The sequence below is a fragment of the Streptomyces sp. NPDC057099 genome (assembly GCF_042671245.1).
In the GTDB taxonomy this organism is placed as follows: Bacteria; Actinomycetota; Actinomycetes; order Streptomycetales; family Streptomycetaceae; genus Streptomyces; species Streptomyces purpurascens.
Map to the genome: position 1 here is coordinate 17,286 of NZ_JBHUTX010000028.1, position 19,687 is coordinate 36,972.

17 protein-coding genes are annotated in these 19,687 nt (G+C 70.0%); 12 read left to right on the forward strand and 5 right to left on the reverse strand.

Going from position 1 to position 19,687, the window contains the following annotated elements; genetic code table 11:
* The first annotated feature begins 83 nt into the window (after positions 1-83).
* The 4 genes from ACFT4A_RS27970 to ACFT4A_RS27985 all read left to right on the forward strand — a co-directional run bounded on the left by ACFT4A_RS27970 (position 84) and on the right by ACFT4A_RS27985 (position 4,466).
* Positions 84-572 carry a glutathione peroxidase gene (locus tag ACFT4A_RS27970; RefSeq protein ID WP_382835218.1) on the forward strand — a complete coding sequence of 163 codons (489 nt, stop codon included), beginning with the start codon at positions 84-86 and terminating at the stop codon, positions 570-572.
* Between the two features lie 340 nt (positions 573-912).
* A complete protein-coding gene (locus ACFT4A_RS27975) occupies positions 913-3,198 on the forward strand; it encodes an ATP-binding cassette domain-containing protein (protein ID WP_382835063.1) in 2,286 nt (761 codons plus the stop codon).
* A 106-nt stretch (positions 3,199-3,304) separates the two neighbouring features.
* Positions 3,305-3,856, forward strand: coding sequence for a DinB family protein (locus tag ACFT4A_RS27980; RefSeq protein ID WP_382835065.1), 552 nt, complete (start codon positions 3,305-3,307; stop codon positions 3,854-3,856).
* A 10-nt stretch (positions 3,857-3,866) separates the two neighbouring features.
* Positions 3,867-4,466, forward strand: a complete 600-nt coding sequence (locus ACFT4A_RS27985; protein WP_382835068.1) for a PadR family transcriptional regulator — start codon at positions 3,867-3,869, stop codon at positions 4,464-4,466.
* On the opposite strand, the gene ACFT4A_RS27990 is transcribed toward ACFT4A_RS27985, so the two are convergent.
* Complete coding sequence (locus ACFT4A_RS27990) at positions 4,463-5,869, reverse strand: glutamate decarboxylase (protein ID WP_382835070.1); 1,407 nt, start codon at positions 5,867-5,869, stop codon at positions 4,463-4,465. The genes ACFT4A_RS27985 and ACFT4A_RS27990 overlap by 4 nt on opposite strands.
* A gap of 52 nt (positions 5,870-5,921) precedes the next feature.
* Positions 5,922-7,208, reverse strand: coding sequence for an ion channel protein (locus tag ACFT4A_RS27995; protein ID WP_382835073.1), 1,287 nt, complete (start codon positions 7,206-7,208; stop codon positions 5,922-5,924).
* Between the two features lie 105 nt (positions 7,209-7,313).
* Between ACFT4A_RS27995 and ACFT4A_RS28000 the strand changes: the two genes are divergently transcribed.
* Positions 7,314-8,075, forward strand: coding sequence for a MerR family transcriptional regulator (locus ACFT4A_RS28000; protein WP_382835076.1), 762 nt, complete (start codon positions 7,314-7,316; stop codon positions 8,073-8,075).
* A gap of 25 nt (positions 8,076-8,100) precedes the next feature.
* Here the strand turns inward: ACFT4A_RS28000 and ACFT4A_RS28005 are convergent, their stop codons facing one another.
* Positions 8,101-8,466: a YbjQ family protein gene (locus ACFT4A_RS28005; protein ID WP_382835079.1), complete on the reverse strand. Its 366-nt coding sequence runs from the start codon at positions 8,464-8,466 to the stop codon at positions 8,101-8,103.
* Between the two features lie 136 nt (positions 8,467-8,602).
* Between ACFT4A_RS28005 and ACFT4A_RS28010 the strand changes: the two genes are divergently transcribed.
* On the forward strand, positions 8,603-9,451 hold the full coding sequence (locus ACFT4A_RS28010) for a DedA family protein (protein WP_382835082.1): 849 nt from the start codon (positions 8,603-8,605) through the stop codon (positions 9,449-9,451).
* A gap of 44 nt (positions 9,452-9,495) precedes the next feature.
* On the opposite strand, the gene ACFT4A_RS28015 is transcribed toward ACFT4A_RS28010, so the two are convergent.
* Positions 9,496-11,193 (reverse strand): threonine/serine exporter ThrE family protein, encoded by a 1,698-nt coding sequence (locus ACFT4A_RS28015; RefSeq protein ID WP_382835085.1) that lies wholly within the window; start codon positions 11,191-11,193, stop codon positions 9,496-9,498.
* A 119-nt stretch (positions 11,194-11,312) separates the two neighbouring features.
* Positions 11,313-11,804, reverse strand: a complete 492-nt coding sequence (locus ACFT4A_RS28020) for an inorganic diphosphatase (protein WP_215119828.1) — start codon at positions 11,802-11,804, stop codon at positions 11,313-11,315.
* 124 nt (positions 11,805-11,928) lie between these two features.
* Here ACFT4A_RS28020 and dacB point away from each other — a divergent pair, with 124 nt between their 5' ends.
* From dacB to folE, 6 genes are all read left to right on the forward strand, one after another.
* On the forward strand, positions 11,929-13,464 hold the full coding sequence (gene dacB / locus ACFT4A_RS28025) for a D-alanyl-D-alanine carboxypeptidase/D-alanyl-D-alanine-endopeptidase (protein WP_382835221.1): 1,536 nt from the start codon (positions 11,929-11,931) through the stop codon (positions 13,462-13,464).
* A 159-nt stretch (positions 13,465-13,623) separates the two neighbouring features.
* Positions 13,624-14,751, forward strand: a complete 1,128-nt coding sequence (locus tag ACFT4A_RS28030; RefSeq protein ID WP_382835087.1) for a zinc-dependent metalloprotease — start codon at positions 13,624-13,626, stop codon at positions 14,749-14,751.
* 196 nt (positions 14,752-14,947) lie between these two features.
* Complete coding sequence (tilS, locus tag ACFT4A_RS28035) at positions 14,948-16,036, forward strand: tRNA lysidine(34) synthetase TilS (protein WP_382835090.1); 1,089 nt, start codon at positions 14,948-14,950, stop codon at positions 16,034-16,036.
* A 61-nt stretch (positions 16,037-16,097) separates the two neighbouring features.
* Entirely contained in the window at positions 16,098-16,658 is a 561-nt protein-coding gene (gene hpt / locus ACFT4A_RS28040; RefSeq protein ID WP_184594965.1) for a hypoxanthine phosphoribosyltransferase, read from the forward strand.
* Positions 16,659-16,843: 185 nt separating this feature from the next.
* Entirely contained in the window at positions 16,844-18,883 is a 2,040-nt protein-coding gene (gene ftsH, locus ACFT4A_RS28045) for an ATP-dependent zinc metalloprotease FtsH (RefSeq protein WP_382835224.1), read from the forward strand.
* Between the two features lie 128 nt (positions 18,884-19,011).
* A complete protein-coding gene (folE, locus tag ACFT4A_RS28050; protein WP_382490906.1) occupies positions 19,012-19,617 on the forward strand; it encodes a GTP cyclohydrolase I FolE in 606 nt (201 codons plus the stop codon).
* The last annotated feature ends 70 nt before the right edge of the window (positions 19,618-19,687 follow it).

Consider the following 19,687-nt stretch of genomic DNA (forward strand, 5'->3'; position numbering starts at 1 on the left):
TCACATCCCCCCGGCTGTTCCGCCGCCCTCCACCCGACGGGACGTCGACCACGACTGGAGTCGGTGAAATGAGCGTGCACGGCATGAGCCTCTTCGACATCGCCATCGCGGAACTCAACGGCAAGCCCGACCTGTTGGCGCGGCACCGGGGCCGGGCCCTGCTCATCGTCAACGTGGCGTCGCAGTGCGCGCTGGCCGGCCAGTACGCCGGACTCGACACGCTCGCGCGCCGGCATCACGAGGACGGGCTCAGTGTGATCGGGGTGCCCTGCAACCAGTTCGGCGAGCAGGAGCCGGGCACCCCCGAGGAGATCGCCGACTTCTGCTCGCTGCAGCAGATCTCCTTCCCGCTCACCGAGAAGACCGCCGTCAACGGAGCGGACCGCCACCCCCTCTACGCCGCCCTGACCCCCTGCGCCGACGCGGAGGGCCACACCGGCGACGTGCGCTGGAACTTCGAGAAGTTCCTCGTCTCGCCCACCGGCGAACCCGTGGGCCGGTTCGGCCCCACGGTCGACCCGCAGGACCCCGAACTCCTGCGCGCCGTCCGCGCGCAGACGCAAACGCAGTGAGCCCCACACGGAAAGGATGATTTTTGAACCCGCCCCCAGCCAAAGCACGGGGCTTCCTGGTTCAGGAAGCCCCGCAGGTCAGCGACCAGCAAGGACTTACTCCCTCAACACCAGCCGGGACGGAACCTGCCCGGTTCGGTAGAGCGACACTTGGGGTGCGCTGTCTTGGTTCTCGATCAGCGCGCGTACGGAACTTGGCTCTCGCACCGCACGCCGGGCAGCCTGCCCGGTCGCGTGGACGGTCTTTCGCCCTGAAGACGAAACCCCGTTCCTTGCCCTGCTCCGCAGGGGTTCGATTCCTCCCCAGCCTGAAGGCCGGGGCTTCCTCGAAGGAGACTCGGTGAACCAGACGCCGGTTACCGCAACCGACGAGGGCATCCAGGTCTTAGGTGCCCGAGAGAACAACCTGAAGGACGTCTCCCTCGTCATCCCCAAGAACCGGATCTCGGTCTTCGTCGGCGTCTCCGGCTCCGGAAAGTCCTCCCTGGTCTTCGACACCGTCGCCGTGGAGGCCCAGCGGCAGCTCAACGCCACCTTCCCCTGGAACATCCGGCACGACCTGCCCAAGTTCGAACGCCCGCACGTCGACGCCGTCACCCGGCTGACCACCCCGGTCGTCGTCGACCAGCGCCCCCTCGGCGGCAACGCCCGCTCCACCGTCGGCACCGTCACCGACGTCTACACCGTGATGCGCGTCCTCTTCGCCAACCACGGCAACGACGGACTCGGCCAGACCTGGCTCTACTCCTTCAACGACCCCAAGGGCATGTGCCCCGAGTGCGAGGGCCTCGGCCGCGCCCGCCGCCCCAGCCCCGAGCTGATGACCGACCCCTCCAAGTCCATCGCCGAGGGCGCCATCCTCCTGCCCGGCTACACCGTCGGCAGCGCCAACTGGCAGTTCTACGCCAACTACGAGCACCTGGACGCCGAGAAGAAGCTCGCGGACTACACCGACGACGAGACGCACACCCTGCTGCACGGCAGCACCGGCACGGTCGAGGTGACCTACCCCAACGGCAATGTGCTGGCCCTGCGCTACGAGGGCCTGGTGGACAGCTTCGTCCGCCGCCACCTCAAGCGGGACACCGGCGGCATGAGCAAGGCCGCCCGCGACAAGGCCGCCGAGTTCTTCACCGACGGCGTCTGCCCCACCTGCGAGGGCGCCCGGCTCAACCAGAAGGCCCTCGCCACCCGCATCGACGGCCACAACATCTCCGACTGGTCCCAGATGCAGGTCAGCGACCTCATCGGCGTCGTCGCCACGCTGAAGGAGCGGCTCGACACCCCGCTCGTCACCACCATCATCGAGACGCTGGAGCAGATCCAGGCCATCGGCCTCGGCTACCTCACCCTCGACCGGTCCACCACCTCGCTCTCCGGCGGCGAGGGCCAGCGCCTCAAGCTCGTCAACCACCTCGGCAGCGAACTGACCGGCCTGACCTACATCTTCGACGAGCCCAGCGTCGGCCTGCACCCCCGCGACGTCAGCCGGCTCAACGACCTGCTGCGCGCCCTGCGCGACAAGGGCAACACGGTCCTCGTCGTGGAGCACGACCCCGACGTCATGGCCGTCGCCGACCACGTCGTCGAGATCGGCCCGCGGGCCGGTGTGCACGGCGGCACGATCGTCTTCGAAGGCGCCTACGACGAACTCCGCACCAGCGACACGCTGACCGGGCAGGGACTGCGGCGCACCGGCGGGATCAAGGAGAACCCCCGCCCCTGGGGCCGGACCCTGCCGATCCGGAACGCCACGGCCAACAACCTGAAGAACGTCTCCACCGAGATCCCCTGCGGTGTCCTCACCGCCGTCACCGGGGTGGCAGGCGCGGGCAAGAGCTCCCTGATCGCCCACGCCTTCCGGGACCAGTACCCGGGGTCCGTCTTCGTCGACCAGTCGCCCATCCCGCGCTCCTCGCGGTCCACCCCGGCGAGCTACCTCAAGCTGATGGACCCGATCCGCAAGCTCTTCGCCAAGGCCAGCGGCGAGGACGCCTCCCTCTTCAGCTTCAACTCCAAGGGCGCCTGCGAGGAGTGCGAGGGCCGCGGCCTGCTCATCACCGAGGTCGCCTACATGGACCCGGTCACCACGCACTGCGAGGTCTGCGAGGGCCGCCGCTTCAAGGAGTCGGTGCTCCAGCACCGGGTGCGCGGCAAGAACATCGCGGACGTCCTGGCCATGTCCGCCGAGGAGGCGGGGGAGTTCTTCCTCTCGGGCCCGCTGCGCGCCAAGACCAAGGCCCTGATCGAGACCGGCATCGGCTACCTCGGCCTCGGCCAGTCGCTGGCCACGCTGTCCGGCGGTGAACGCCAGCGGCTCAAGCTCGCCGACCGGCTCTCCGGCTCGGGCACGGTCTACATCCTCGACGAGCCGACCACCGGCCTGCACCTGTCCGACATCGACAACCTCGTCGGCCTGCTCAACCGGATCGTCGACCGGGGCAACACCGTCATCGTCATCGAGCACGACCTGGCCGTGATCTCCCAGGCCGACTGGGTCATCGACCTCGGGCCCGAGGGCGGCAACACCGGCGGCGAGATCGTCTTCACGGGCACGCCCGCCGAACTGGCGAAGGCGACGCACTCGCACACCGGACAGCACCTGAGCCTGTACCTGGAGCGGTAGGCAGAGGTGGGGCGGACCCGGGACCCTTGCGGACAGAACCTGACCGCAAGGGTCCGTAGTTTCGTCCTTGTCAGGCAGCAGGCCAACCGACGAGAGGCGGCCGTCCATGGTGAAGCACGTGGGACCCGAGGCACCCGGCGACGAGCGCGGAGCGCTCCTGTCCTTCATCGCCGAGCAGCGCGGCGGCATCCGGCGGGCCCTGCTCGGCCTGACGGAGGAGCAGGCCTCCTCCCGCCCCAGCGCCAGCGAGCTGTCGCTCGCCGGGCTGGTCAAGCATGTCGCCGAGGTCGAGCAGATGTGGGTCTCCATGGCCAAGGGCGAGCCGCCGGCCGTCGTACGCGACCAGAGCAACTGGCACGAGTGCTTCCGGCTCGTCGAGGGCGAGACCGTCGCATCGCAGCTGGCGTACTGGGAGAAGGTCGCCGCCGAGACGGAGGCGTTCATCCGCTCGGTGCCGAGTCTCGACGACACCTTCGCGCTGCCCGACCAGCCCTGGTTCCCGCCGGACGGCCGGGTTTCCATGCGCTGGCTGTGTCTCCACCTGATCCGCGAGACGGCCCGGCACGCCGGCCACGCCGACATCGTCCGCGAGTCGCTGGACGGCGCGACCGCCTTCGCGCTGGTGGCCGCGGAACAGCAGGCGGAGTCCGGGTCCTAACCTGGTTGGCATGTCAGCGATCCGCCTGCTCGTGCTCGGCGCGGTCCGCCAGCACGGGCGGGCCCACGGCTACCAGGTCCGGGGCGACCTGGAGTACTGGGGCGCCCACGAGTGGTCCAACGCCAAGCCCGGCTCGATCTACCACGCCCTGAAGCAGATGGCGAAGCAAGGGCTGCTGGTGGCGCACGAGATCGCCCCGTCCACGGCCGGGGGCCCGCCGCGCACGGAGTACGAGATCACCGAGCAGGGCACCGAGGAGTACTTCAAGCTGCTGAGGCAGTCGCTCACCGCCTACGACCAGAAGCCGGACGTCCTCACCACCGCGCTCGGCTTCATGGTGGACCTCGGCCGCGAAGAGGCCCTGGGCCTCCTGGAGCAGCGGGTGCGGTCCATCGAGGAGTGGCGCGCGACCGTCGTCGAGGACTACCTGCCCGAGGACGGCCCGCAGCAGCTCGGCCACATCGGCGAGATCATGAACTTCTGGGTCCACTCGGCCGACACCGGCGCCCAGTGGACCCGCGACCTCATCGAACGCATCCGCGCGGGCGCCTACACCTTCGCGGGTGAGGGCGCCCCGTTCGTCGGAGTGCTGCCGGACGACACCCGCTAGTGGTGAAACCCGGTGGCCGCCGTCTTGTCCCGGGTCAGGGGGCGCGGCTGCCGGCGCAGTTCCGGCAGCAGCCGCTCCAGATCCTGGGTGAGCAGCTCGGCGAGGTCCGCCGAGAAGCCGTTGCGGCACACCACCCGCAGCACGGACAGGTCCTCGCGGTGTGGCGGGAAGCTGTACGCGGGCACCAGCCAGCCGCTCTCGCGCAGCCGCCGGGACACGTCGAAGACGTCGTACGCCGTCACGTCCGGCGCGGTCGTGAAGGCGAACACCGGCAGCTCGTCGCCCCGGGTCAGCAGCCGGAAGTCGCCGAGCGCCTCGATCCGGCCGGCCATGCCCGTGGCCACGTCCCGCGCGGCCTGCTGCACGGCCCGGTAGCCGTCCCGGCCCAGCCGCAGGAACGTGTAGTACTGCGCCACGACCTGCGCCCCGGGCCGGGAGAAGTTGAGCGCGAAGGTCGGCATGTCGCCGCCCAGGTAGTTCACCCGGAACACCAGCTCCTCCGGCAGCGCGTCCGCGTCCCGCCACAGCGCCCAGCCGACGCCCGGGTAGACCAGCCCGTACTTGTGCCCCGAGGTGTTGATCGACGCCACCCTGGGCAGCCGGAAGTCCCACACCAGGTCCTCGTCGAGGAACGGCGCGACCATGGCACCGGACGCCCCGTCCACATGCACGGGGATGTCGAGCCCGGTCCGCTCCTGCACCGCGTCCAGCGCCGCGCACAGCTCGGCGATCGGCTCGTAGGACCCGTCGAAGGTCGAGCCCAGGATCCCCACGACCCCGATGGTGTTCTCGTCGCACAGCTCGGCGGCGGCCTGCGGGTCCAGATGGAACCGCTCGCCCGCCATGGGCACCAGACGGGCCTCCACCTCCCAGAAGTTGCAGAACTTCTCCCAGCAGACCTGCACGTTCACGCCCATCACCAGATTGGGCCGGGCCGCCGGGTACCGGTCGGCGTTGCGCCGCGTCCAGCGCCGCTTCAGCGCCATCCCGGCGAGCATGCACGCCTCGCTCGACCCGGTCGTCGAACACCCCACGGCCGTCTCCGGGTCGGGCGCGTGCCACAGGTCGGCGAGCATCGCCACGCACCGCCGCTCCAGCTCGGCCGTGCGCGGGTACTCGTCCTTGTCGATCATGTTCTTGTCCCGGCACTCCGCCATCAGCAGCCCGGCCTCGGGCTCCATCCAGGTGGTGACGAAGGTGGCGAGGTTCAGCCGCGCGTTGCCGTCGAGCATCAGCTCGTCGCGCACCAGTTGATGGGCGGTCGCCGGTGCCACGGGCTGGTCCGGGAGGCGGTGCGTGGGCGGGGCCTCGGCCATGTCGCCGAGCGGGTTGGCGGGGCCGTAGAAGGGGTTGACGCACAGCCGGCGTTCGCCCGACTGACGGGGGCCTTCGTTGAGCGGCAAGGGAGCCTCCAGGGATGGGTGCGAAAAGGGCGGTGGTGTCATCGGAGCGGTGTCATCGCAGCGACGTCCCGTCCTGCCGCAGCTGCATCTGCGGTCCTCCCGTCACCAGCAGCCAGGCCGGCAGCGAGGCGACACAGAGCAGGGTGAGGATCCCCGGCGAGACCACCAGCACGGCGGCGACGAAGAGGCTGATCCAGCCCTGCCGGGTGATGGCCAGCAGCACCCCGAGCACCCCGGCGGACACCCCCACCGACGGATGCACCCCGGACACCAGGGCGTGCGCGCACAGACCGAGCGCGGTGCCCACGAACACGGCCGGGAAGATCCGCCCGCCGCGGAACCCGCAGGACGCGGCGACCACCAGCGCGGCCAGCTTCACCACCGTCATGACGGCGAACTCCCCGGCCGACCAGCCGTCCGGGTCGTGCGCCAGCTCGGCGATCTCGTCGAGCCCCTTGAACAGGGTCAGATGGCCGCCCAGGGCCGCGAGGCAGCCCAGCGCGATCCCGCCCGCCGGGAGCATCAGCATCGGGTGCCGCAGCCGTCGGAAGGCCCCGTGGACGTAGGGGAGCGCGCGCACGGCGCACATGCCGAGCAGCGCGCCGACGCAGGCCACCACGACCGCCGCCAGCAGGTCCGACCAGCCCGGCCGGCCGAAGGGGGGCAGGTTCAGGTCGAAGCTGGGGTGGTCGATGAGGCTCGCGGTCAGGGCACCGGCCGCGGCGGCGGTCAGCGGCGCGAAGAGGTTGTCCCACAGCAGGCCGCGCGTCTCCTGCCGGGCCAGCACCTCGGAGATGACGAGGGCCGCCGCCACGGGCGTGCCGAACAGCGCGCCGAGCGTCGCCGCCTCCGCCAGCGCAGGCCACATCCGGCCCGGCGCCCGTGGAACGGCCTTGCCGCCCAGCCAGACGGCCAGGCCGACGTTCGCGGCGATGATCGGGTTCTCCGGACCGAGGCTCGGCCCGCCGGCCAGCATCAGCGCGGTCGCCAGCAGCAGCCCCGGCAGCACGACGGGCGGCAGGACCGGGGCGTCCAGGCCGAGGGTGGCCGGATCGGGGCCCGCGTGCCCCGGCACCTTCCACACCACCAGCCCGACCGCGACACCCGTCGCGAACAGCATCGCGAACATCCACGCCACGGAGTACCGGCCGATCCCCAGCGCGTCCGGCACGGTCTGCCACAGCACGTCCTCGAGCTGCTCGGCGGCGACCTCCACCCCCACCAGGAGCAGGCTGGAGACCACCCCCACGGCCAGTGCGGGCAGGATCGACGGCAGCAGAGTACGGGCGGGGGTCGCGGGGGTGACGGAAGGCGCCTGCCGCGCGGAGTCCTGGACCACGGGCACACGATAAACGGATCAAACGGCATAAACCGGAAACACGCTTGCACCTCACGTGGCGTGAGGACCGACCGTGAACCTTGTAACGACAAGAAGGGAGCGGAAGTGAGCCACTCCGTGGGACAGGTCGCGGGCTTCGCCGGTGTCACCGTGCGCACGCTGCACCACTACGACGACATCGGCCTGCTCGTCCCGAGCGAACGCAGCCACGCGGGCCACCGGCGTTACAGCGACGCCGACCTCGACCGGCTGCAGCAGATCCTGTTCTACCGGGAGCTCGGCTTCCCCCTCGACGAGGTCGCCGCCCTGCTCGACGACCCGGCAGCGGACCCGCGCGCCCACTTGCGCAGGCAGCACGAACTGCTGACCGCCCGGATCGAGAGGCTGAGCAAGATGGCGGCGGCCGTGGAGCACGCCATGGAGGCACGCAGCATGGGCATCGACCTCACCCCCGAGGAGAAGTTCGAGGTCTTCGGGGACCTCGACCCGGACCAGTACGAGGACGAGGTGCGCGAGCGCTGGGGCGACACCGACGCCTACCGGCAGTCACAGCGGCGCACGGCCTCGTACACCAAGGAGGACTGGAAGCGCCTCAACGAGCAGATGGGCGCGATCCACCTGCGCATGGCAGACCTCATGACCGACGGCACCCCGCCCGACTCCGCGCCTGCCATGGACACGGCCGAGGAGCACCGCCGCTTCATCGCCGGGACGTACTACGACTGCTCGCACGAGATGCACAGCTGCCTGGGCGAGATGTACGTCGCCGACCCGCGGTTCACCGCGACGTACGACGCCATCCGCCCGGGCCTCGCGGGGTACCTGCGCGACGCGATCCTGGCGAACGCCGCCCGGCACGCCGCGTGACCTCTGGCCCGGGACCCCGTACGGGTCACTCCCGGGCCAGGACCACCGCGGTCCCGTAGGCGCACACCTCCGTGCCCACGTCCGCCGCCTCGGTCACATCGAAGCGGAACGCGAGCACGCCGTTGGCACCACGCGCGCGTGCCTGTTCGATGAGGCGTGCCATGGCCTGGTTGCGGGTCTCCACGAGTGTCTTGGTGAGCCCCTTGAGCTCACCGCCGACCAGGGACTTCAGCCCGGCGCCGATCTGACTGCCCACATGCCGGGAGCGCACGGTCAGGCCGAAGACCTCGCCGAGCACCTCCTGCACGCGGTAGCCGGGTACGTCGTTCGTGGTGACGACGAGGACGTCGGGCTGGGGGCCCTGTCCACCGCCGTATTCGTCGATGCCCATGGTTCACAGCTTTGACCGGGACCGCCCACAGTGCATCCTGAGTACGCCCATGGAACCTGGGCCATGACGGCCGCGTTGATACTTTGAGGCAGTCAGCCCCAGCCCGTATCCCCCCAGCAGCAGGAGCCACATCCCCGTGACCACGCTTGCGCTCGGCCCCGAGTGGCTCAGCCCGGACTATCTGATCTCCACGTTCAGCCTGCCCGGCATCCTGCTCATCGTCTTCGCGGAGTCCGGGCTCTTCGCGTTCCTGCCCGGCGACTCCCTGCTGTTCACGGCCGGCCTCTTCGTGGCCGAGGGCACCTACATCACCCAGCCGCTGTGGCTGGTCTGCACGCTGATCGTGATCGCCGCCGTCGTCGGTGACCAAGTGGGCTACATGATCGGCAAGTTCCTGGGCCCGAAGCTCTTCAACCGGCCGAACTCCAAGCTCTTCAAGCAGGAGAACCTGGACAAGGCCCACGAGTTCATGGAGAAGTACGGCCCCAAGGCGATCGTCCTGGCCCGCTTCGTCCCGATCGTGCGCACCTTCGCCCCCATCGTGGCCGGCGCCGGCCGCATGAAGTACCGCACGTTCCTCACGTACAACGTGATCGGCGGCATCGCCTGGGGCACCGGCGTCACCCTCGCGGGCTACTGGCTCGGCCAGATCGGCTTCATCAAGAAGAACGTCGAGTCGATCCTGATCCTGATCGTCCTGCTCTCCGTGCTCCCGATCATCATCGAGTACCTGCGCGAGCGCTCCAAGAAGAAGCGCGCGGCTGCCTCGGCCCCGGCCCCCCAGTCCCAGCTGCCCGCCATGGACGACGCCACGACCCAGCTCCGCCGCATCACCCCGGACGACCAGCCCCCGCACCAGCAGCAGCCGTACGGCAACCAGAACGGCTACAACGACCAGCAGTACTACAACCAGTACCCCCAGTCCCCGGGCTACGGCCAGCAACAGCAGCAGGGGAACCAGCAGCCTTACAACGGCGGCTACTGAGTCTCCTCAGGGAAACCTCCACCGGCCCGCGGCCGCCAACGGCACTAGAAACCCCTGGTCCGCTTGGCGGCCCGCCGCTTCTCCGCAGACCCGATCCGCAGGAACATCCGCGAGATCTCGGACCCCAGATTCACCCCGATGGCGATGGCCATGGCCAGAGCCACCGCCTTGGACAGCGACACCAGCCCCTCGTCGATCTCGTTCTGCGCGATCGCCAGCAGACCGAAGTACGTCGCGGAACCCGGCAGCAACGGCCCGATCGCCGCAGTCGTGTACGGCAGAGCCGAAGCGAACTGATACCGCGACAGCAACTGCCCGAACAGCCCCACCAGCCCGGCCGCCGCAGCCGTCGACGCCACCGGCGAGATGTCCCCGGCCAGGTGCATCGCGCCGTACACGACCCACGCGACACCGCCGTTCAGCGTCACCCACACCACGGTGGATCGTTCCTGCTGAAGCAGCACGGCGAACGCCAGCGACAACAGCATCGACGCCCCGATCAGCAGCACCGGCTGGTCGGAGATCCCGAGCGCCCCGTCGGGGTTCAGCCGCGCCCCCAGCTGCACACCGAAGTACAGCACCAGCAGCACACCCGCGACGATGCCCACGAAGAAGTACAGAACCTCCAGCAGACGCGCCGACGCGGTGATGTAGAAGCCGGTCAGCCCGTCCTGCACCCCCGCCACCAGCGCCCGCCCGGGCAGCAGCGCGAACAGTCCACCGGTGATGACCGCGGACGCGTTCACGTTCACATGGACCAGCGTCAGCGTGACCCCGATCGCGGCCGGCGGCATCGCGGCCACCGTGAACTGGTAGAACTCCGGCAGCCCGCGCCCCGCGCACAGCCACGCCAGCCGGTCACCGAGCATCGCGCCCAGCGCGGCGGCGACGAACACGAGCAGATCACCGCCGACGAGCACGGAGGCCGCACCGGCCAGCAGCCCGCTCGCGCCGGTCAGCGCCCAGCCGGGGTAGGGGTGCCGGTTACGCCGGATCTCCGCCAGCCGCCGGTAGGCCTCCTCCAGGGAGACCGCCGTCTCGTCGTCGCTGAGGTCGTCCACCAGCTGGTACACGGCCGCCAGCCGCGTGTAGTCGGTGCCCCTGCGGCGCACGGTCCGCGACGCCGTGACCGGGTCGTCGACGAGCGACGGCTGATAGGAGATCGCCAGCAGCGTGAAGGTGACGTTCGGCTCGCAGCGGTCGAGACCGTAGGACCGGCAGACGGCGAACATGGCCGCCTCCACGTCCTCGGCGCCCTCACCGCCCGCCAGCAGCAACTCCCCGATACGCAGCGTCAGGTCGAGCACGCGCGGCACCGCGGGCCCCGCCTCGTCGGCGTGCCGCTGGCTCGGTTCCGTCGCCGGCCGCTCCGCCACCGGCATCCGCAGCATCGTGCGCATCCGGTCCTGCCAGGGCACGTCCTTGGTCAGGCTGACCACGGGAATCCCGGTCGGCGGGGTGAACGCGGACAGGGCGTGCTTCGCGGTGTACGTGCTCGGCGTCGTGAACGCCGACCCCTCCGGCTCCGCCGAGGGCGCCTGCGGGACGTCCATCCCCTCCGGGAGGGAGAACTCGGACGTCGTCTCGGCCTCCGCACCGGCCGTCCGGTGGAAGGCCAGCCCCTCCGGGATCGCGAACTCCGACGTCGTCGACATGTCCCCGTCGACGGCGGCCCCGCCGGGAGGCGAGAACCCGCTCCTCGCCTCGTCCGACTTCGGTTTGCGGTCCTCCGCGTCCGTCACTGCCTGGCGCTCCCTGTACGACACGTCAGCCTCGTACCCCCCACAGCTTCAGTATGCGCACAGACGGACGAACGGGCCGCACGCGCAGGCGTGCGGCCCGAGGGCATCAAGGGAGGAGGTCAGTGACCGCCCGACTCCTTGAAACGCTTGTAGGACCGCTCGATCTCGACCTCGGCGTCCGTACGGCCCACCCAGTCGGCGCCCTCGACCGACTTGCCGGGCTCCAGGTCCTTGTAGACCTCGAAGAAGTGCTGGATCTCCAGGCGGTCGAACTCCGACACGTGGTGGATGTCGCGCAGGTGCTCCACACGCGGGTCCGTCGCCGGGACGCACAGCAGCTTGTCGTCGCCACCGGCCTCGTCCGTCATACGGAACATGCCGATCGCACGGCACTTGATGAGACAGCCCGGGAACGTCGGCTCGTCCAGGATGACCAGCGCGTCCAGCGGGTCGCCGTCCTCGCCGAGGGTGTTCTCGACGAAGCCGTAGTCGGTCGGGTAGGCGGTCGAGGTGAAGAGTCGCCGGTCCAGGCGGATACGACCGGTCTCGTGGTCCACCTCGTACTTGTTGCGCGAACCCTTCGGAATCTCGATCGTGACGTCGAACTCCACCGGTGGCTCCTCCATGATCAACACATAGTTCTGGTGGTTAAGTGTCCCTCACGCAGGTGTGTGATCGCGAAAGGGGCTGGTGTTCGTGCCAGAGCTGAGGCCTTGGCGGTCCGCGAGGCCGCACATGGTGCGGATCGCGGGCGCCGTACGACCGCGCCTGGCCAGGGTCGCCGCGGCCGCGAAACCACGGGTCGCGCGGCTTGCACGGGCCGGGAAACCGCAGGTCGCGCGGCTGACGCGGCTGAAGACCTGGCAGTACACCGCGGGTGCCGCCACCGCCGGTCTCGCACTGGCAGCCGGGGTGGTGACCGCCGCCGGTCCCTGGGACTCCTCGGGTCAGCGTACGGCCGAGCGGGACCGGGCCGCCGCCCTGAACCGCCCGGGTGGCACAGATCACGGCGGCACCTCCGGCGCCCCCGGCCGCCCCCGGCCCGCCCCCAGCGCCGCCCCGGTGCTGACCGGCCTCGGCGGCGTCAGCAAGGTGAAGGCCGCCCCCGACGGCAAGGCCCTCGCCCACGCCCTCACGCCGCTGCTGGAGGACCCGGCGCTCGGCCCCCGGCCCGCGGCGGCGGTCGTCGACGTCACGAGCGGCAGGCGCCTGTACGGCACGGGCTCGGACGCCGCGCTCACCCCGGCCTCGACGACGAAGATCGCCACGGCCGTCGCCGCGCTGTCCGCCATGGGCGCCGACCACCGCGTCACCACCCGCGCCGCGCTGGAACCCGACACGAGGGAAGTCGTCCTGGTCGGCGGCGGCGACCCCACGCTCACGGCCCACGAGGACGACGGAGGCTGGGCGAGCCTGCGCGACCTGGCCGCCGAGACGGCCGGTTCCCTGGCCGAACGGGGCGTCCGCGAGGTGACGCTCTCCTACGACACGACCCTCTACGCGGGCGACGAAAAGCACCCGATCGGGGTCAACCCCAACCTCGCCCTCGTCAGCTCCCTGATGGCCGACGAGGGCCGCACCGACGACTCGACGAAGGGCCCGGTCGCCCGTGTCCCCGACCCGGCACAGGACGCGGCCCGCCGCTTCGGCGACCTCCTGAAGTCCTACGGCATCAGGACCACGGCCCCCGGCCCGTCCAAGGCCACCACCCGGGCCAAGACCCTCGCCACGGTCTCCTCGCCCCCGCTCTCGGCCCTCGTCGAACGCATGCTGACCAACAGCGACAACGACATCGCCGAGGCCCTCGCCCGCCAGACCGCCCTCGCCACCGGCGAGCGCGCCGACTTCGAAGGCGCCGACCGCGCCGTCAGCGCGCAGTTGCGCAAGCTCGGCCTCCCCCTGAACGGCGCCGCCTTCAAGGACGGCAGCGGCCTCGACCGCGCCGACCGGCTGACGGCGGACCTCCTCACCGCCCTCCTGGCCAAGGCGGCCGACCCCGACCGCCCCGAACTCCGCCCGGCCCTCACCGGCCTCCCCATCGCCGGCTTCACCGGAACCCTGACCAGCCGTTACACGGACGGAGCAGCCGGCGTCGTACGCGCCAAGACCGGCACCCTGACCGGCGTCAACACCCTCGCGGGCACCCTCGTCGACCAGGACGGCCGCCTCCTCGCCTTCGCCTTCATGGCCAACGACACGACCAACCCGGAAGCAGCCCAGAAGGCCCTGGACAGAGCGGCGACGACCTTGTCGGAATGCGGCTGCCGATAGCTGCCACCTGAACGGCTGCACAGCCACCAACGCCGATCACCGGCCGAGAAACCCCGGCCCCGCCGACCCCGCGAACGCCGAGCACCTGACAGCGCACCCCGGCGTCACCCACCTCTCGCCGCCCTGCCCCAGCGGCGAGCGCTCACGTACGGTTGACGCATGACGAGCATCGGTGGTGCTTCAACCGGCATGGTCGACTGGAATCTCGCGGTCGCGACCGCGACCCGGCTCGTACGGCCGGGCCCCGACGTCAGCCGGGACGAGGCCCGAGCCGTCGTCGCGGAACTGCGCCGGCACGCCAAGGCCTCGGAGGAACACGTCCGCGGCTTCACCCGCCTGGGCACCGAGGAGGGGCACGACACCCCCGTCCTCGTCGTCGACCGCCCCGGCTGGGTCCGCGCGAACGTCGCCGGCTTCCGGGAACTCCTCAAGCCCCTGCTCGACAAGATGCAGGACCGCCGCGGCAACACCCCCGGCGGCGCGGTGATGAGCGCGGTCGGCGGCAAGGTCACCGGCGTCGAGCTGGGCATGCTGCTGTCCTTCCTGGCCTCCCGCGTCCTCGGCCAGTACGAGACCTTCGCCCCCGCCACCACAGGACTTCCGGCCGCGGAGAACGGCGGCGGCCGGCTCCTGCTCGTCGCCCCGAACATCGTGCACGTGGAGCGCGAACTCGACGTAGACCCCCACGACTTCCGCCTCTGGGTCTGCCTTCACGAGGAGACCCACCGCACCCAGTTCACCGCCGTGCCCTGGCTCCGGGACCACCTCGAGGGCGAGATCCAGTCCTTCCTGGGCGAGACCGACGTCGACCCCATGACCGTCCTGGAACGCGTACGCGAAGCCGCCCAGACCCTCGCCGGGGGCCGCCCCGAGGCCGAGGAGGACGACGGCGGCCGCTCCCTCGTCGAGATCGTGCAGACCCCCGCCCAGCGGGAGATCCTCGGCCGCCTCACCGCCGTCATGTCCCTGCTGGAGGGCCACGCCGACTTCGTGATGGACGGCGTCGGCCCGGACGTCGTACCGACCGTCGGAGAGATCCGCGAGAAGTTCCAGCAGCGCCGCGCCAAGGGCGCCTCCCGCCTGGACCTGGCCCTGCGCAAGCTCCTCGGCCTGGACGCCAAGCTCCGCCAGTACCGCGACGGCGAACGCTTCGTCCGGGCCGTCGTCGACGAGGTCGGCATGGACGGCTTCAACCGGGTGTGGACCTCGCCCAACACGCTCCCGACCAAGACGGAGATCGCCAAACCGGCGGACTGGATCGCGCGGGTGCATCGCAGGACCGAGTAGTGAACATCGCGGCAAGGTCGTGAAAGGAATCCGGTCGACGGCAGGCGAACGCCCCTCCAATCACCCGTCCGAGGGACCGTGAGGCAGGGGTAGGCGTGCAATGCTCGGGGAACGGCCCGGTTCTGTCACCATCTACACACTCTGCGTGACCGAACCTCGGGCTCACCCCCCGACAACTTCATGAAGGGAACCGGACATGGGTCCCCATCCTGCGGTCGCGGCGATACGCCTGGCGGTCCGCCGCGTCCTCCACGACCTCCTCACCGAACACCACAGCGCCACCGTCGCGCTCCCGCACGCCCCCTCGCACGAGCCGCCGCCCCCGCCGCTCGTGCTCGTGGCCTGTTCCGGCGGCGCCGACTCCATGGCCCTCGCCTCCGCCCTCGCCTTCGAGTCCCCCAAACTCGGCATCAGAGCAGGCGGGGTGACCGTCGACCACGGCCTCCAGCCCGGCTCCGACGCACGCGCCGAGGAAGTCGTCCAGCGCCTGCGCGAACTCGGCCTCGACCCGGTCGACTCCGTCGCCGTGACCGTCGGCCGCACATCGAGCAACGCGGCGCATGGCGCCTCCTATACGGGTGGTGGTGGGCGACGGGTGGGACCCGAAGCCGCCGCCCGCGACGCCCGCTACGCCGCACTCGACACCGCGGCCGAACGCCACGGCGCCACCGCGGTCCTCCTCGGCCACACCCGCGACGACCAGGCCGAAACCGTCCTCCTGGGCCTCGCCCGGGGCTCCGGCATCCGCTCCCTGTCCGGCATGGCCGCGGTCTCGGGGGCCGGCGGCCGTTACCGGCGCCCCTTCCTGCAACTCGACCGGCAGACCGCCCGCAAGGCCTGCATGGTCCAGTCCCTGCCCGTCTGGGACGACCCCCACAACGCCGACCCGGCCTACACCCGCTCCCGGCTGCGCCACGAAGGCCTGCCCGCCCTGGAGAAGGCCCTCGGCAAGGGCGTCGTCGAAGCCCTCGCCCGTACGGCACAGCTCTCCCGCGACGACGCCGACGCCCTCGACGCCTGGGCCGGCCGGGCCGAGGCCACCGTCCGCGACGCCACCGGGGTGCTGGAGTGCGCGAAGCTCTACGCCCTGCCCCCCGCCGTACGCCGCCGCGTCCTGCGCCGGGCCGCCATCGCGGCCGGTGCGCCGGCCGGCTCGCTGTTCGCCCGCCACATCGAGGAAGTCGACCGGCTCATCACCGGCTGGCGCGGCCAGGGAGCCATCAACCTCCCCGGCAAGGTCGTGGCCCAGCGGCAGGGTGGCAGACTGGTGATTCGGCAAGGCTGAACCACGACCCCTCCGGGCAGTCGATGGAGGGGCCGCTCAGCCGGTGGGACGACCGAAAGTGATGCGGGTGGACGCGAAAGACATGGGTGCCGACCTTCAACAGGTACTCATCACCAAAGAAGAGATCGACGCCAAGCTCGCAGAGCTGGCCGCGAAGATCGACGCGGAGTACGCGGGCAAGGACCTGCTGATCGTCGGAGTCCTCAAGGGCGCGGTGATGGTCATGGCCGACCTCGCCCGGGCCCTGTCCACCCCCCTCACCATGGACTGGATGGCCGTATCCTCGTACGGGGCGGGCACCCAGTCCTCCGGTGTGGTGCGGATCCTCAAGGACCTCGACACCGACATCAAGGGCAAGCACGTCCTCATCGTCGAAGACATCATCGACTCCGGCCTGACCCTGTCCTGGCTGCTCTCCAACCTCGGCTCGCGCGAGCCCGCCTCCCTCAAGGTGTGCACCCTGCTGCGCAAGCCCGAGGCCGCGAAGGTCGCCATCGACGTGGAATGGGTCGGATTCGACATCCCTAACGAATTCGTCGTCGGCTACGGCCTGGACTACGCCGAGAAGTACCGCAACCTCCCGTTCGTCGGTACGCTCGCGCCCCACGTGTACGGCGGCTGAATCCCGGCCGGGGTGCCGTGACGGTGATCGGGAACCCCAGCGGACTTCCCGCCGTTGGAGCATGCGTAGACGGATCGCCAGTCGTCCCGCGCAGCTTCAGGTGACAATGCTGGGGTACCGTCCGAAGAACAGTCTTTATCAAACTCACTATGGCAGGAGGGACGGGGCGGCACCGCTCCGTATGGATGGACGTGAAGCGATACTTCCGTGGGCCGGTCATGTGGATCGTGCTGGCCGTCCTTGCCGTGGTCGTGTTGATGCAGGTCGTCGGCTCGTCCGGCGGCTACAAGACGGTGGACACCGGCCAGGTCGTCCAGGCGATCAATGCCAACAAGGTCGATTCGGCCAAGCTGACCACCGGCGACGAGCAGACCATCAAGGCCGAGCTCAAGGACGGCGTAAAGATCGAGGGCAGCTCGAAGATCCAGGCGAGCTACATCGGTGACCAGGGCGTGACGATTGCCAACACGCTCCAGGCCAAGTTCCAGGACAAGCAGATCCCGGACGGCTACACGGTCTCGCCGTCCAAGCAGAACCCGTTCGTCGGGATCCTGCTCTCGCTGCTCCCCTTCGTCCTCATCGTCGTCGTCTTCCTGTTCCTGATGAATCAGATGCAGGGCGGCGGATCCCGGGTCATGAACTTCGGGAAGTCCAAGGCCAAGCTCATCACCAAGGACACCCCGAAGACGACGTTCTCGGACGTCGCCGGCTCGGACGAGGCCGTCGAGGAACTCCACGAGATCAAGGAATTCCTCCAGGAGCCGGCCAAGTTCCAGGCCGTCGGCGCCAAGATCCCCAAGGGCGTGCTGCTGTACGGCCCGCCCGGCACCGGCAAGACCCTGCTCGCGCGTGCCGTCGCGGGCGAGGCGGGCGTGCCGTTCTACTCGATCTCCGGTTCCGACTTCGTCGAGATGTTCGTCGGTGTCGGTGCCTCCCGAGTCCGTGACCTGTTCGAGCAGGCCAAGGCGAACGCCCCGGCGATCGTCTTCGTCGACGAGATCGACGCGGTCGGCCGCCACCGCGGCGCCGGCCTCGGCGGCGGTCACGACGAGCGCGAGCAGACCCTGAACCAGCTGCTCGTCGAGATGGACGGCTTCGACGTCAAGGGCGGCGTCATCCTGATCGCCGCCACGAACCGCCCGGACATCCTCGACCCGGCCCTCCTGCGCCCCGGCCGCTTCGACCGCCAGATCGCGGTCGACCGCCCGGACATGCAGGGCCGTCTGGAGATCCTCAAGGTCCACCAGAAGGGCAAGCCGGTCGCGCCCGACGTCGACCTCTCGGCGGTCTCCCGCCGTACGCCCGGCATGACGGGTGCCGATCTCGCCAACGTGCTGAACGAGGCCGCCCTGCTGACGGCCCGCAGCGACCAGAAGCTGATCGACAACCACATGCTGGACGAGGCGATCGACCGTGTGGTCGCGGGCCCGCAGAAGCGGACCCGGATCATGTCGGACAAGGAGAAGAAGATCACCGCGTACCACGAGGGCGGACACGCCCTGGTCGCGGCGGCCTCACCCAACTCCGATCCCGTCCACAAGATCACGATCCTCTCCAGAGGCCGTGCCCTCGGCTACACGATGGTGCTGCCGGACGAGGACAAGTACTCGACCACGCGCAACGAGATGCTCGACCAGCTCGCCTACATGCTGGGCGGCCGCGCGGCCGAGGAGCTCGTCTTCCACGACCCGACGACGGGTGCCGCCAACGACATCGAGAAGGCCACCGGCCTGGCCCGCGCCATGGTCACGCAGTACGGCATGACCGAGCGTCTCGGCGCGATCAAGTTCGGCGGCGACAACACCGAGCCGTTCCTCGGGCGTGAGATGTCTCACCAGCGCGACTACTCGGAAGAGGTCGCCGCGCTGGTCGACGAAGAGGTCAAGAAGCTCATCGAGACCGCGCACAACGAGGCGTGGGAGATCCTGGTCGAGAACCGCGACGTGCTCGACAACCTGGTCCTGGCCCTCCTCGAGAAGGAGACGCTGGGCAAGGAGGAGATCGCCGAGATCTTCGCGCCGATCGTCAAGCGCCCGCCGCGGCCCGCCTGGACGGGCTCCTCCCGCCGTACGCCGTCCACCCGCCCGCCGGTCCTCTCCCCCAAGGAGCTGGCCCTGACGAACGGGACGAACGGCGCGACGCCGGCCATCTCCACCGCGAAGAGCACCGCGGCGGAACCCGCCCCGGCGCCCGAGCGCACCCCGGAGGACCGCCCCGAGAGCTGACCCGCTCTCCCGGCGCCCCCCCTGGGCCCGGAATGGATGCCGCGCCCCCCAGGTTTTAACCTGGGGGGCGCGGCTTTTCGCCATTTCCGCAGGCCGCCCCCTGAAGGACACAGGAACGAGGCACCCAGATGACCGACCCCGTGACGCTGGCCGGCGAGGGCCAGCTCGGCGAATTCGACGAGAAGAGAGCCGAGAACGCCGTTCGGGAACTGCTGATCGCGGTCGGCGAGGACCCCGACCGCGAGGGCCTTCGGGAGACTCCGGCGCGGGTCGCGCGGGCGTACAAGGAGATATTCGGCGGGCTGTGGCAGAAGCCGGAGGATGTGCTGACGACGACGTTCGATCTCGGACATGACGAGATGGTGCTGGTGAAGGACATCGAAGTCCTGAGCTCCTGCGAACATCATCTCGTACCATTTGTCGGAGTTGCCCATGTTGGCTACATTCCATCCGTCGAAGGCAAGATCACAGGCCTCTCCAAGCTGGCGCGGCTCGTGGACGTGTACGCACGGCGTCCGCAGGTGCAGGAACGACTGACCACGCAGATCGCCGACTCCCTGATGCAGATCCTGGAGCCGCGTGGCGTGATCGTCGTTGTCGAGTGTGAGCACATGTGCATGTCGATGCGCGGGGTCCGGAAGCCAGGTGCGAAGACCATCACCTCGGCGGTCCGCGGTCAGCTTCGTGACTCTGCGACCCGTAATGAGGCTATGAGCCTGATCATGGCGCGCTGACCTGATTGTCAGTGGTGCCCGATATATTTGTTGATCAGTGGGGTTGATCGCTGATCGGGGGACGCGGTGG